The 13,010-nt window shown below is 46.4% G+C and carries 12 protein-coding genes; 6 read left to right on the forward strand and 6 right to left on the reverse strand.

The window, feature by feature from the left end:
- Positions 1 to 463: 463 nt before the first annotated feature.
- The gene (locus tag NG795_RS12770; RefSeq protein WP_367289046.1) at positions 464 to 1,435 is read right to left on the reverse strand and encodes an MvdC/MvdD family ATP grasp protein; all 972 of its coding nucleotides are present in this window, start codon (positions 1,433 to 1,435) and stop codon (positions 464 to 466) included.
- Between the two features lie 302 nt (positions 1,436 to 1,737).
- The gene (locus tag NG795_RS12775) at positions 1,738 to 1,974 is read right to left on the reverse strand and encodes a hypothetical protein (protein ID WP_367289047.1); all 237 of its coding nucleotides are present in this window, start codon (positions 1,972 to 1,974) and stop codon (positions 1,738 to 1,740) included.
- A gap of 211 nt (positions 1,975 to 2,185) precedes the next feature.
- Here NG795_RS12775 and NG795_RS12780 point away from each other — a divergent pair, with 211 nt between their 5' ends.
- The 3 genes from NG795_RS12780 (at position 2,186) to NG795_RS12790 (ending at position 5,171) form a co-directional block, all read left to right on the forward strand.
- A complete protein-coding gene (locus NG795_RS12780) occupies positions 2,186 to 3,565 on the forward strand; it encodes a helix-turn-helix domain-containing protein (RefSeq protein ID WP_367289048.1) in 1,380 nt (459 codons plus the stop codon).
- 679 nt (positions 3,566 to 4,244) lie between these two features.
- Positions 4,245 to 4,739: a hypothetical protein gene (locus NG795_RS12785; RefSeq protein ID WP_367289049.1), complete on the forward strand. Its 495-nt coding sequence runs from the start codon at positions 4,245 to 4,247 to the stop codon at positions 4,737 to 4,739.
- 234 nt (positions 4,740 to 4,973) lie between these two features.
- The gene (locus NG795_RS12790) at positions 4,974 to 5,171 is read left to right on the forward strand and encodes a hypothetical protein (RefSeq protein ID WP_367289050.1); all 198 of its coding nucleotides are present in this window, start codon (positions 4,974 to 4,976) and stop codon (positions 5,169 to 5,171) included.
- A gap of 159 nt (positions 5,172 to 5,330) precedes the next feature.
- Here NG795_RS12790 and cysE read toward each other — a convergent pair whose 3' ends face one another.
- Both cysE and NG795_RS12800 read right to left on the reverse strand, forming a co-directional pair.
- Entirely contained in the window at positions 5,331 to 6,083 is a 753-nt protein-coding gene (gene cysE, locus NG795_RS12795; RefSeq protein WP_367289051.1) for a serine O-acetyltransferase, read from the reverse strand.
- A 208-nt stretch (positions 6,084 to 6,291) separates the two neighbouring features.
- Positions 6,292 to 6,777 (reverse strand): hypothetical protein, encoded by a 486-nt coding sequence (locus NG795_RS12800; RefSeq protein WP_367289052.1) that lies wholly within the window; start codon positions 6,775 to 6,777, stop codon positions 6,292 to 6,294.
- A gap of 285 nt (positions 6,778 to 7,062) precedes the next feature.
- Here NG795_RS12800 and NG795_RS12805 point away from each other — a divergent pair, with 285 nt between their 5' ends.
- Together NG795_RS12805 and NG795_RS12810 are read left to right on the forward strand one after the other, a co-directional pair.
- Positions 7,063 to 7,221 (forward strand): hypothetical protein, encoded by a 159-nt coding sequence (locus NG795_RS12805; protein WP_367289053.1) that lies wholly within the window; start codon positions 7,063 to 7,065, stop codon positions 7,219 to 7,221.
- A gap of 127 nt (positions 7,222 to 7,348) precedes the next feature.
- Positions 7,349 to 8,419, forward strand: a complete 1,071-nt coding sequence (locus tag NG795_RS12810) for an ABC transporter permease (protein WP_367289054.1) — start codon at positions 7,349 to 7,351, stop codon at positions 8,417 to 8,419.
- 5 nt (positions 8,420 to 8,424) lie between these two features.
- On the opposite strand, the gene NG795_RS12815 is transcribed toward NG795_RS12810, so the two are convergent.
- Together NG795_RS12815 and NG795_RS12820 are read right to left on the reverse strand one after the other, a co-directional pair.
- Positions 8,425 to 9,567 carry an AI-2E family transporter gene (locus NG795_RS12815; RefSeq protein WP_367289221.1) on the reverse strand — a complete coding sequence of 381 codons (1,143 nt, stop codon included), beginning with the start codon at positions 9,565 to 9,567 and terminating at the stop codon, positions 8,425 to 8,427.
- 179 nt (positions 9,568 to 9,746) lie between these two features.
- Complete coding sequence (locus NG795_RS12820) at positions 9,747 to 10,592, reverse strand: Npun_R2479 family HD domain-containing metalloprotein (RefSeq protein ID WP_367289055.1); 846 nt, start codon at positions 10,590 to 10,592, stop codon at positions 9,747 to 9,749.
- Between the two features lie 577 nt (positions 10,593 to 11,169).
- On the opposite strand from NG795_RS12820, the gene NG795_RS12825 reads away from it, so the two are divergent.
- Positions 11,170 to 12,990, forward strand: coding sequence for an efflux RND transporter periplasmic adaptor subunit (locus NG795_RS12825; protein WP_367289056.1), 1,821 nt, complete (start codon positions 11,170 to 11,172; stop codon positions 12,988 to 12,990).
- The last annotated feature ends 20 nt before the right edge of the window (positions 12,991 to 13,010 follow it).

Raw genomic sequence — 13,010 nt, forward strand, 5'->3', positions numbered from 1 at the left:
ACGACCGTACCTACCGTATTGAGTTCAAAATACATACTTACAAGTATCCGCCTGACTAAGTTTTGTCAGTCAACCAGCCTCTGAACTGTTCCAAGGGTCAGGGGCGGAACCGACGAGTTCACCTGGGTTGGAGAGGGCTGGAAACGGACCTAGGACTTGGTAATGATGGCCCGCGATCGCTGCATTGGTCACGGAAAACGGGCCCAGCCTCAATCTGTGTTGGAGTATCGGCATCAGAAACCGGCTGTCATCGAGTTGATTGGCTAATCAGTTCCTGATGTTCGGTAAGGGTTTCAGTGGCTATGGCTGATTGATTGGGTCAGAAGGAAATTTGGGGGCGATCGCTTTTAGGTGTTTAAAAATGGTTATCCTGGAAAATTTCATTCCTGAAAAAATCACCCTTAACCCTGAGATTTGTCATAATATGAGATAATGATACGCTACAACAGTAACCCAAAAGCAATTAAGCATTAAGATAGCTGATTAACAAATCACACATCGCTTCAGTTAAGGGTATTTTTGTTTCTATTTCTAGCCAAAGGTATTGACCAAAAGGATTATTTTCTAAAAATACATATTCATTGTTAGGAGTTACAATAAAATCCATCGCTCCATATAACAGTTTTTGTTCTTTCAAAAATTCAATGCAGAATTTTTCTATTTTTGCCGGTAGTTCAAAGATAGAATGGGGATTCATTTGAGTATGGAGTCGCCAATCAACTTTTGTTTCTTCATGAGCTTGTGAATCAATTTTAACGGCAAATACCTTTTCCCCAATAACGGTAATCCTTAATTCAAAAGCTTTTTCCACATATTCTTGCAATTGAGTTGGTGATAAAAAAATAGTTTTATAGAATTGATAAAAATCATCTTTACCAATCTTTTTTGAGAGAATACCTTGATTGATACCGTCAATTGTTATATTTCCAGTATAAATTGTTTTAACTAAAACCTCCTCTCCGCACTCTATAAAAAAATCTTTGGCTGTTTCTGGCTGCGTTGTTATCAGAGTTTGCGGGATTTTGACCCCGTATTTATTGGCAAGTAAAAGTTGTTGAAATTTAACTTTTGCTTTGTTGGCAATAAATGGATCGTTTATCCATCGTATGCTAGGTAGAGAATATAGTAAATTGATAAAAGATTTTGTTTCTGAGGCGATAAACTGTTCTTCCGGCGATTCAGCAATCTTACCAAAAAAATCAAAGTCAGGTTTTCTCAACCAGGCTACTTTTAGTCGATCTAAGTTTAAGATTCTCCCAAGTTCGTCAGTAATCTGTCCAGTCCATAAACCATTGGAATCGATATGAAGATTTATCTTGTATTTTCTGAGCAAATCTTCTGAGTTTAACCGAAAAACTTCAATACCTTTTTTATATAGAGATCTAATCACTTCATCGCTGTGGACATCCTGCTTGTTCGTAAAAATTAAGAGCATTTTTAATTTCTCACATGATTTTTGGAAAATAACCTAGGTCTGGCGATCAACTGATATTGATGGCTCACATCAGGCTTTTTCTACTGAAAATCCCTCACACATCAAAGGGATACGATAGAAGGCTTCCTCCGCATTCTACCGTACCGGATAATTGCTGTTGTTTGATACAGAAACCCCTTGGTTTTTAACTCATGCCACTGTCTTAGGAGTCACGTAAGAATAACCTGAACAATTTTTACCTGGAAGAGCCATTCCGAGACAATTCCAGATAAAAATTGCACAACTTATTTTTACATGATGCCTTAAGTATCACTCTGCCTTGAATCTTTTTTTCCACCGAAAGAAGTATCATCATAGGTCAAGGAAGTACCAGCAGCAGAAATAGGAGTATTCGACGTTTGAGTTTCCGGATCATAGGATTCTTTGAGAATCTGTGAATCCTGAATCGCTTGATCGTACAATGCTGGGTTGATTTTCTCAACAAAATTGAGAGTGAAAGGCACCGAACTTGCCGGGTGTTCTAAGGTTTGTGTTCTCATAAGACTGATTCTCAAGAATTCGCTAACAAGATTTTAATTGATCTGGTTGAGATTGGGGGTGGCATTTAGTGGGAAAGTTGGACTGACGAGGTTTAGTGTGATATAGTAGGATTTAGTGCATAAACTTCTTCTTTGTTTGCAAACTTGAAATTTTAGTGGCAAATAGTGGGTTTTAGTGCCAAAACAACGTAAATGAGGACACAGAACATCTATGGACCTTCAAGAATTGTCAAAATGGACTGATGACCAGGTATTTGCCGAAACAGGCAAACACCTTACTTCTTTACAAAAAGATATATTAGAAAGTGTTTTACAGCACAAAAATTTTCAGAAAATTGCCGAACAGAATGGATATAGCTATGATCATGTAAAAAAAGAGGGAGCAAAACTATGGAAACTTCTCTCTGGTGTGTTTGATGAAGCTATTGAACAAAGCAATGTGCGGGCGATTTTAGAAAATAAATCGGGATCTGCTATTTACAGTTTTTTTAACTCTCCACAGATTAACAGTAATAATATTAGTAATAGTCATGTAAATATTTGTAGGGGGAATCCCCAGATTTTAGAGGATACAGAAAAGCGATTGCCCTCTAACAAAGACGAAAATAAATTTCCGATAGTGGATCTAACCACCGTCCCAGAATTAAACTATGATTACGGACGTGATGCAGAAATTTCTACCCTGAAATCATGGATGGTCAATGATCAGGCTCGGTTAATTACAATTTATGGCTTAAGTGGAATAGGGAAAACTGCTTTGATTCTTAAGTTAATCTCAGAAATTAAGACAAAATTCGATTATATTATTTATCGGAGTCTTGAGCCTTTGCCTAAACTGGTGAAGCTGAAAGATCACCTGACGCATTTTTTGGCTGAATCTTCAACCAGTTCCTTACCAGAAATTATTGATTATTTTCGTTTATATCGTTGTTTAGTAGTCCTGGATGACGTGCAGCATCTTTTTAAACCGGGTCATTTAGCAGGTCATTATTTAACAGAATATAAAGACTATCGTAATTTTTTTCAGCAAGTAGCTACCTCGTCTCATCAAAGTTGTTTGATTTTAAGTAGTTGGGAAAAACCCGGAGACATCGAGACTTTAGAAAAGGAAAGTCAATCCACCAAATCGTTGAAAATTGAAGGATTAGGAGCATCGGCTAAAGAAATTTTGCGACAAAAAAAGTTGCAAGATGAGTCAATCTGCGATGAATTAATCAAGGTATATCAAGGTCATCCGGGTTGGTTAAATATTATCTCTGCAACAATTATAGAGTTATTTGACGGCAGGGCGGCTCATTTAATTCAAGAAAAGGATTTATTTTTAGGTGATATAGAAGCAACATTAGAGTCTCAGTTAGAGCGGTTATCCGAATTAGAAAAAAAGGTGGTTCAGTGGTTAGGGATTCAAGATGAGCCGATCGCAATTTCCCAAAACTATGCTAATCTGGGGGTTCCTCAGAGTCAATTCTGGCAAATTATACAATCTTTAAATAGACGGTGTTTAGTCGAAAAAGTGGCGATGAACGAGCCAGCATTTCAGCTAAATTATATTGTTAAAGCATATCTGGTTCAGAGAGGTGAAAACAAATAGCCAGTCTGTTAAAGTTCCTTTAAACCTTTAATTTTCCATAAAAACGGTTTTAATTGGGTCTAGTTGAAGTAATCGACCGATTTAAAAGTTGGCTCCGCTAGAGGATCTGCGGAAGGGAAATACCCTCTCTTCAAAATGCGATGGGTAAAGATACTAACCTTACACTCAAGCGGGTTTAACAAGGATGTGGATTGGGGCCAATAAACAACACCAATTTGATGGTTATGGTCGCTTAAAAAAGCTCTATGAGTTTTCATTGATGCCCAAATTCCTTTTTCCCTTTGGGCCTTTGGTCACAGGGTTATAACCGATGGGGCTAATGAATTGAGGGGATTAAGTATAATCCGATGAGATGGCAATGGATCCAGACTAGGGTGAGCATTTTAATGAGAGGGTTGGAGGGTCGGTCTGAAACCTTGGAGATATTTTAAAAAATATAACAAAAATGGAACGGGAATGCGTAAATATGAGAAAATAAAGATAGAAAACCCAACAATTGTTGCCGACAATGAGAGGGATAATCGGGGTAAATTTAGCTTGAATTTTGCCCCTTCTCTCCGGGGCCTCATTGGTTGGTTTTCTGGCGATCGCCCTCGAATTAGGACCGGAGACTTTCTGGTTTTGCCCCGGCGTCGCACGTCTTTTATCACCATATCCCTAACCGTTTCTGCTTAAAACTATGGTTCAGTACACGATCGCCCAATCCCCGGAAATTATCTTGACCGTTTCCGGCAGAGATTCATCAAAAGCCCGGGACAAAGCAATGGATCAACTCCTTGAAATGATGGATGAGGGGAAATTGCCTACTAAACTCTCTAACAAGCTCTCTGAAGGATTTAGTCCCGATGAATTTATTGAAGTGAAAGAACCTGAAGGCTTAGATGAAAATACCGATGATGCACTCACAGAAGCGGTGCAAATTCTCAGTAGTTTGGTCACCCTCAAGGAAAAAGTGGATAGGTCCCATGCGGAGGCGCTGAAAGTGCGTGAGCAAATTGATATTCTCTTTCAGGATCGCCCGGTTACGGAAGAGGAAATTGCTAATCTCAAAGAAGGGTTTAAAACCCTGAAAACCTTTGCCCAAGCCAATCAGCGCTATCAAGCAGCGAGAGAGCAAGCGGAAGAAGCGCGGGCTATTCTCGATCGCGTCCTAAAATCCACCACTGCTGAGTAACCTCCGATGCAATAGCGGCGACTGCACCGAATCTCCTCGGCAGTCGCCTCCCCCATTCCTCTGGTAAAACAGGTTGAAAGGTGGGAATGCAGATTGTCTGAAGTGCAGAAAGTTGATAGGATAAACCACACCGATACTTACGGATTGAGTCGCCATTGGTGCAAACCGGACTGGCATGGAATCTGAAGTTATCCTTAAACTCCAATTGTCGTCAAGCATGAGAGGGCGATCGCCTTGTTGCAAACTATCCAAGCGAATTTACCGATTTTATACTTCTTAGCAGTCGCGCATTGTATCATGGGAATTCTCGCGGCACGAGTTGCCACAGGCAAAGGATATCCTCGGGGTTTCTGGCTGGTTTGGGGACTGATTGGCGGGACCGTCGCCTTTGTCACTGCTTCCCGATTAAAACCCAAAACTGAGGTATTCTAGCCCGCCTGCGCGGGCTTTGTTTGTGTAGCTTGAGCCCTTTCCTAGCGGAACGCTCTTAGAACAGGGTGCCGGTTTGTGCTCCATAAAAAGAGCCCGCCGAAGCGGGCGTTGATGAGTCATAGCGTAATCTTGAATCAGTTTTCAGAGATTTACAGGGGGTCAAATACCTGACCCATCCAGAAACTCCTGAATCGCTTTATTATTAAGGTTACAATTCGGCGGGAGTTGCTCTAAAGAGAATTCTTCAGAGCGTCCACCGACGAACACAAAAGAAGGTTTCTGGGGTTTCATATCTTGAACTTGCTGTTCGAGAGCTTCAATGCGATCGAGTAAACTGCGAATCGCTGATGCTTCGGAATCAGGCAATTGACCATGTTCCAAGGGGTTGACTCGCACCCCGGAACGATAGAGAATTCGACCGGGAACGCCGACTACCGTACAATCTGAAGGAACATCCCGCAGCACCACAGAACCGGCCCCAATGCGGACATTATTGCCAATCAGGATGTTGCCGAGTACCTTGGCACCGGCACCTACGACAACATTTTCCCCAAGGGTGGGGTGACGCTTGCCGGATTCTTTCCCGGTACCACCGAGGGTGACCCCTTGATAAATCAAGCTATAATCGCCGACGATCGCAGTTTCGCCAATCACCACTCCCATGCCATGATCGATGAAAACTCCCCTGCCGATCGCCGCGCCGGGGTGAATTTCAATCCCGGTGAAAAAGCGACCCAGATGAGAAATCAGGCGAGGAATGAAGGGAATGCCGACTTGGTGTAACCAGTGGGCGACACGGTGAAACAGCAGCGCTTGCAAACCTGGATAGCAAAACAAAACTTCTAGCCAGTTGCGTGCTGCTGGGTCACGCTCAAAAATAATTTGGAAGTCAGCTACAAGGGTATTTAGCACGCTTCGTTAGCACTCTCGGCAAATAGACCATCTTCTATTGTACCGTGCTTCGACAGATCCGACTGATTGACCCTGGATCCGAAGGAGGTTGAATTTGTGGTTTGTCGTTTGTGGTTTGTCATCAACAACCAACCCATGACATAGGACCAATGTCAGAGATTTCGCATATTTTCGAGGGGATCTTCCAGTCAGGGGCTGTACTCGTCCCTTATTCGCGAACGGAAAGGCGATAGCGGCGGCGAACTCCCATTTCTTTGGTCCCTACCCAAATCTGATAGGTCCCTTGGGGCCAGTCTGTATCTGTGACTCGGGCATCCCGACTTAACTCGGTATTATCTCCACAACGAAAGGTATTATCAGGACCTCGGATAATTAACGTGGTATCCACCCCTCGACTGTTTAGTTCTACGGTTAATCGTGGAAAGTTAGTGCGTAATTCCATGATATGATCCGGAGTCGGATCTCCGAATCCGAGACAGAGTTGGTTCTGGCGATCGCGCACCGTGGTGACCGCAGGAAGCGAAATCGAACCCCCTGTAAAACCCGAGACGACTCCACTACTGGGTTGAAATCCCCGGGATAAAATTAACGGTTCAAAATTGGCTGAGTTGGCGAAAGCGGGAAGGACATTGAACGCAACGGTTAAGGCGATCGCGCCGGTACATTTCCAGGGATTGATGCCATTTGTTAACATAGTTTTAGGAGCCTCTTGCCTAATTGAGGAATTCAGATTGCTGTTCTCTAGGGCTTCTGCGTAGGGATTAGAGAGATTAGGACAAGAACCGGGGTTTCTTTACCTTTCTTTGTGACAAAGCAGACGAAGATGGGGTCAAAAAACCCGGTTTCTAACCGCTACTGTACCGAGGACGCCCTAAGTCTTCAATGTGCCAAGAATTATGTGAATCGATATTGCTGATTTCTATGTTAACGAATGCCCAAATCCGATAGCCCGCTAGATTATTTCCCTTAAATTGTCATTATGTCTGTAATTGTCATGTTGGTGGTCAGTTACCTGGCTTGGTTGCTGACTTCATTGTTAGTGAGTATCCCCATCCTTTTGGTAGGGTCGATCCGCTTGCCTTTACAGGTGGGGTTATTTGTCATTTTTCTGCTAATTTTATGGGCAGTGGATGATTGAGGGGGAGAATAGATTTCGCCACTGTTGAGGATCACAGGCAAGCAATCTCGGCCCTGATCGCCCGTGCTGATGCTCCCTTCAGTCTATTATTTTCGATGCTTTAAACCGTAAAAACCTAAGAAATACGATGAACTGGTGGAAAAAGTTAAAAAAGAATCCCTTGGCTCGGTTAGGAGCTATTTTGTTATTGATATTTTACTTAACGGCGATCGCAGCAGAATTTGTCGCCCCTTATGATGCCTATATTTCCCAGGCGAATGGGGCGCTGTTGCCCCCGACGCAGATTTACTGGCGGAATCAAACCACCGGGGCCTTTATTGGTCCCCATGTTTATCCCACCACCCAAGGGGCGATCGATTTAGAGACAGGCGATCGCGAATTGCTCGTTGATTTTGAGCAACCTTCCCGCCTGGGACTCTTTGTCAAAGGATCCGCCTATAAACTCTTTGGATTAATTCCCGGAGACATTCATCTGTTTGGCACCACGGGACCTGCACCCTTAAACCTCCTGGGGACAGACGATCAAGCGCGGGATCAATTCAGCCGCCTGGTCCTGGGGGCGAGAATCAGCTTATTTATTGGCTTAGTCGGGATTTCAATTTCCTTTCCCTTGGGGCTGATTGTGGGGGGAATTTCGGGGTATTTTGGGGGCGCATTGGATAGTATTTTAATGCGCCTCGTCGAAGTTTTGATGACCATTCCCAGCATTTATCTCTTGGTCACCCTCACCCTAATTTTACCGGCTGGAATCAGCAGTGCCCAACGGTTTATCTTAATTGTGGTGATTACCTCCTTCGTCAGTTGGTCCGGACTGGCGCGGGTGATTCGAGGTCAAGTTTTGTCCATTAAAGAGCGCGAATTTGTCCAGTCAGCTAAAGCAATGGGAGCAAAACCGCTCTATATTATTCTCCGGCACGTCATCCCCCAGACGGCTACCTATACGATTATTGCGGCAACCCTGTCGATTCCGGGGTTTATTGTCGCTGAATCGGTGTTGAGTCTGATTGGGTTAGGAATTCAGCAGCCGGATCCGTCCTGGGGGAATATGCTCTCCCTGTCTACGAATGCCTCAATTTTGGTGTTACAACCTTGGTTAGTTTGGCCCCCGGCGCTGTTAATTATTTTGACCGTATTGGCGTTTAATCTCCTGGGGGATGGGTTACGAGATGCCCTTGACCCTCGGAGTGTGCAACGGTAACAGAGTTACATTTTTGGGGAATTGGGGAGGCGATCGCCCCCAGAAATCCCAGATTCTGCCGGTAACGCTTGCGGGGGTTTCGGACTAAGGATATTGTTGAAGAAACTCCCAGTTTGCGGGGGTAGGGTGGGGTCGATCGCAATTTCTACAACACTTTTGATCACCCCAGTCAGAGGAATTGCCAAGATTATCCCTAAAAATCCTCCAACTTTCGCGCCTAACAACAGGGAGGTAAAAATAATCACCGGGGATAATCCCGTGAGACTGCCCATAATCCGAGGGGCCATAATATTATCCTTGACCTGTTGCAAAGCGATCGCCACCGCTAAAACTTGCAGGGCCAACCACCAATCAATAAACGCCACAATCAGGCACACCGCACCAATTCCCAGGGTCGCCCCCACAAAGGGAATCACTTCCATGATGCCAATAAATACGGCAAATAAGAGGAAAAACGGGACCCGTAATGCCCAAAATGCCGGAGTCAGGGTGACTGCCATAAATAACCCCAACAGCAATTGTCCAGAGACAAATTTTTGAAGATTTCGCTGCAAAGACGCGGTGAGTTGCTCCCGAATATTAGGGGCGAAAATCCAGGTGAGGGTCCGCCACAAACGGTCCCCATCCACGAGCATATAAAACGAGATGACCAGAATCAGGACGCCATCTAAGAACCAGCTTACCGTTCCCACGACTAACCCAAACCCTCGGGAGGCGATCGCCTGCACCTGTCCCTGCATCCGTTCCCCGATCTGTTGCTCCACCAGCCCCACATCAAAGGGCAAATTGCGTTGCTCACTCCAAGTTTGAAATCCAGCGAGTTGGTCCTGTGCCGACTTGACTAAGTTAGGAAAGTTGTCAATTAATTGCCGACCCTGATTAAACACAGGGGGCACCACCGTCAATCCCACCACCAGCACGAGTAAACCCGCCAGCAAATAGACCCCAACCGCCGCAATCCCACGGGGTAGAAAGTGTTGCAATCGACTCACGGCATAGTTGAGCAAAAAGGCAATCAACCCGGCAGTAATCAGAATCCCGACTGCTTCCCCGACATAACTCAGCGCACTCAGGGTAGCCCAACCCACCGCTAACATGAGCAGCCAAGTCAGTAAAAACTGTTGGAAGGGTGAAAAGACTTGTTTCATCAATCGATAGGGGCTTTCACTAGACATCTTGCCTCATTATTTTAAGGGGATGAGGCGAAACCTCGGGGAGAATCCGCCTCATTCCATCACGCGATCGCCCCCTTATCCAGGCTCAACCCCTCCGCAACTGCAATGCTTGTCACAGAAGTTGTTCTGTCGCAGTTTCACCTAATTACCCTTTACTCTGGCTGCTCTTGGGCGCTCTCATGTTCGACCACAAAAACATTAGAGTAGAGATTGGCAACCACTTGTTTTCCTTGCTGGGTGAGCGTCAGATATTCTAAGGCATCTTTGACGTAGGGAAAAACCCCATTCCAATAAAACTTGGGATAGTTCTTCCGTAAATCGCCAGGATGCTTATAACCGAGCACTGCATTGGTGCCGGTTTCTTCAAATTCATAGAACAAAGCCCCGATTTTCTTCAAATAGCGCGGATCGCTCAGTTGCCCGATTAAATCGGCCGCCCGCACCATCCCGGGATAGTTAATCGTATCTTGATGATCCTCGGCTTTCGGGACTGGAAACCGGGTGAGTTCGATATTGTACTTGATTTCTTCGGCATCAATCAGTTTATGACCGCCAAACCGTTCGTCAATAAAGAGTTTGGCGCGATCGACGTGATACGGCGTCAGTCCCGCATCGCTTGACCCCGGTTTAAGCTGAATCATTTCTCCATTTTGTCCCGTGGCATACCATCCATTGTTGTCCTGTCGGCACACGCCCTTGACATAGCCAATATCATGACAGACTAGGGAAATAATGAAATGAAGCCAACCTTCACAAGACACACCCCCTTCCCGGATATGCTTGCCTCTCATGATCTCCTGCCCCACCAAGGTCACTAAAATGGTGTGTTCGACATTGTGGTACAGGGCGTCACTGTTGGCAATATTTTCGAGCGCCATGCTCCCCGCCCAGGCAATAATATCCTCGTAGTCCGGTTTATATCCTCCGTAGGTTCGGTGGTAGCCTTCCCTCAGCTTTTGCACAAAGTTGTCGATCAGTATTTCAGTGGTATTGAGCATAGTTGGTACTCGCGCTTTGCAGAGTTCTATTTTCCCGGGTTTGCAGGAGTTACAGATGGTTCTTCTTTTTTGTTTACCCCATCTTTATCTATCTTGTCATCAAACGTTACCTGGGTTTTGGCTGCCTGTTGAGTTCCAGGCATCTGACTCGGCCCAATCTCGGCCCGGAAGGATTGGGATCCACTCTGGCCGAAATGAGGCTTCTCTCAATCCCTTTGTGCCCTAGGTTTTTCGGCCCGGTTCCAAGTAGGTCTATGATTGAAGGTCCAACGGATGATCATCCGACCCAGGGGTTTAAATCTCTAACATCCTTATCATCGGTTGAATACGAAATTGCTTCTGAATTCTGCCCGGTTTTACTGTATTTAAAATTACGGATAGATAATCTGCAATAGGGTGGGAAAGAAAATAGAGAGTGGGCGTCAAAATGACTTCCCTAAACAGAACAAATTCTATTAAAATTTAAGAAACGAAACAAATTGCAATGTTTCTTTGCAAACGCTTAAAATTATTACGCTAAAGACTTGGGGGGAAAATGAGGAAAGGGGCTTTCTCACAAGCGGAGACTGAGGACACAATGGAAAACCCAGATATTCAAGACTCACGGAGGCTGCCACAAGAGTCGGGTCTTAAATTGGAGACGGTAGAGGATTCGGAGGATTCAGAGGAGTCCGCCCCTGGCACAACTCGCCTTGCCACCCCCCCAAGAACGAGCGACTGGAAAAAACTGATGGTGGGGATAGGGATTGGGGCGGCGATCGCCGTCGGGGGAATGCACCTGTTGAATCGACCCCAGGAGGAAACTGCGGCGAATTCTTCGGGAGTGGCGGCAGAAGCGCCCAATGCCCAACCCGTTGCTAATCAAACCGTCACCGTGGCGATCGCAGAAAGCGCCCGAGTAGAAAGGTCCCTAGACGCCACCGGGACCGTCCAAGCCTACGACCTTCTGCCCGTACTGCCCCAAGCATCTGGCTTGCAAATTAAACAAGTCTTAGTGGATGAGGGAGATGTGGTGGAGGCAGGGCAGGTTTTGGCCATTCTCGATGATGCCGTAGAGCGATCGCAAATTACCGAAGCCGAGGCTCAAATCGACTCAGCTAGGTCCACCGTAGCGGACCGCCAAGCGGCGATCGCCATCGCCGAAGCCGCCGTCTCCCAAGCCCTCGCCACCCAATCGGAAGCCGAAGCCGCTGTTGCCACAGCCAAAGCAACCCAAGCCGAAGTGGAAGCTGGGGCAGGACAGGTCACGGCGGGCATAGACGAAGCTCAATCCGAGGTTGACCAGGCAGTGGCTGCCAAAGCTGAAGCTGAAGCGGCACTCGAACAAACCCGCGCTAGTCTTGCCCAAGCCCAAGCCGAACTCGCCCAAGCCGAACGAGAACGCGATCGCTATCAACAATTAGCCGAAGCCGGGGCCGTTTCCACCCAAGAACTGGAAACCCGCAGCACTGCCGCTGAAAACGCCCGAGAACGGGTGCGCGTCGCCGAAGCCAATATTAGAAGTGCCCAAGCCCGGATTGCCAGCAGTGAGGCCAATATTGCCAGCATGAGGTCCCGAGTGGTCAGCGCCAACTCCAACATCGACATCGCCAACGCGCGGGTCAAAAGTGCTGAATCCAACGTCAACAGCGCTCAAGCCCGACTGGAAAGCGCCATTGCCAATGTCCAAATCGCGCGATCGCAACTCGACAGCGCCCGCGCTAATGCCAACAGTTCCTCCGCCAGCCTCCGCAGTACCCAAGCCCGGGCGCAACAGGTGGAAACCCAACAAGAACGCACCGTAGTCCGCGCACCAAAAGCGGGGATTATCGCAGAAAGAGTGGCCCGAGTTGGGGATGTGACCAGTAATACGAAACAACTGTTTTCGATTATTGCTAATGGTCAACTCGAACTCCAGGTCAAAATTCCCGAAACTCAATTATCCCAGATCCAAATTGGTGCACCTGTTCAGGTTACCTCCGATGCGGATAGCCGGATTAAGGTAGCAGGGACTGTGCGAGAAATTGCTCCCTTGGTGGATGAAGAAAGCCGTCAGGCAACGGTTAAAGTCAGTTTGCCCTCGGATTCAATTTTGAGACCCGGGATGTTTTTAAGGGCTGGGATTACCACCAGTGCAGCTCAAGCGATTACGATTCCCGGGAAAGCGGTGTTACCGCAAGCCAATGGTTCGGCGATCGTCTATCGCTTAGTTGGGGAAGATATGGTGCAGGCACAGCCAGTAGAAATGGGTGAGGTGGCGGACGGTTCCCCTTCGGACCTGAGTAGCACCCGAGTGGAAATTAAAAGTGGTCTATCCCTAGGCGATCGCGTGGTAGTGGAGGGTGCTGCCTATCTCAAAGATGGCGATCGGATTCGCATTGGTGAGGACTTCACTCCGACTCCCCAGGTTGAGCTTTAGCTCAGGAGATGGCCCTTCTG

The sequence above is a fragment of the Laspinema palackyanum D2c genome, assembly GCF_025370875.1.
In the GTDB taxonomy this organism is placed as follows: Bacteria; Cyanobacteriota; Cyanobacteriia; order Cyanobacteriales; family Laspinemataceae; genus Laspinema; species Laspinema palackyanum.

Coding starts and splice junctions, on each gene's coding strand:
- NG795_RS12770 (WP_367289046.1), bottom strand. CDS start 1,435: ATGCTCTTAATTTTTACGAACAAGCAGGATGTCCACAGCGATGAAGTG.
- NG795_RS12775 (WP_367289047.1), bottom strand. CDS start 1,974: ATGAGAACACAAACCTTAGAACACCCGGCAAGTTCGGTGCCTTTCACT.
- NG795_RS12780 (WP_367289048.1), top strand. CDS start 2,186: ATGGACCTTCAAGAATTGTCAAAATGGACTGATGACCAGGTATTTGCC.
- NG795_RS12785 (WP_367289049.1), top strand. CDS start 4,245: ATGGTTCAGTACACGATCGCCCAATCCCCGGAAATTATCTTGACCGTT.
- NG795_RS12800 (WP_367289052.1), bottom strand. CDS start 6,777: ATGTTAACAAATGGCATCAATCCCTGGAAATGTACCGGCGCGATCGCC.
- NG795_RS12805 (WP_367289053.1), top strand. CDS start 7,063: ATGTCTGTAATTGTCATGTTGGTGGTCAGTTACCTGGCTTGGTTGCTG.
- NG795_RS12810 (WP_367289054.1), top strand. CDS start 7,349: ATGAACTGGTGGAAAAAGTTAAAAAAGAATCCCTTGGCTCGGTTAGGA.
- NG795_RS12815 (WP_367289221.1), bottom strand. CDS start 9,567: ATGAAACAAGTCTTTTCACCCTTCCAACAGTTTTTACTGACTTGGCTG.
- NG795_RS12820 (WP_367289055.1), bottom strand. CDS start 10,592: ATGCTCAATACCACTGAAATACTGATCGACAACTTTGTGCAAAAGCTG.
- NG795_RS12825 (WP_367289056.1), top strand. CDS start 11,170: ATGGAAAACCCAGATATTCAAGACTCACGGAGGCTGCCACAAGAGTCG.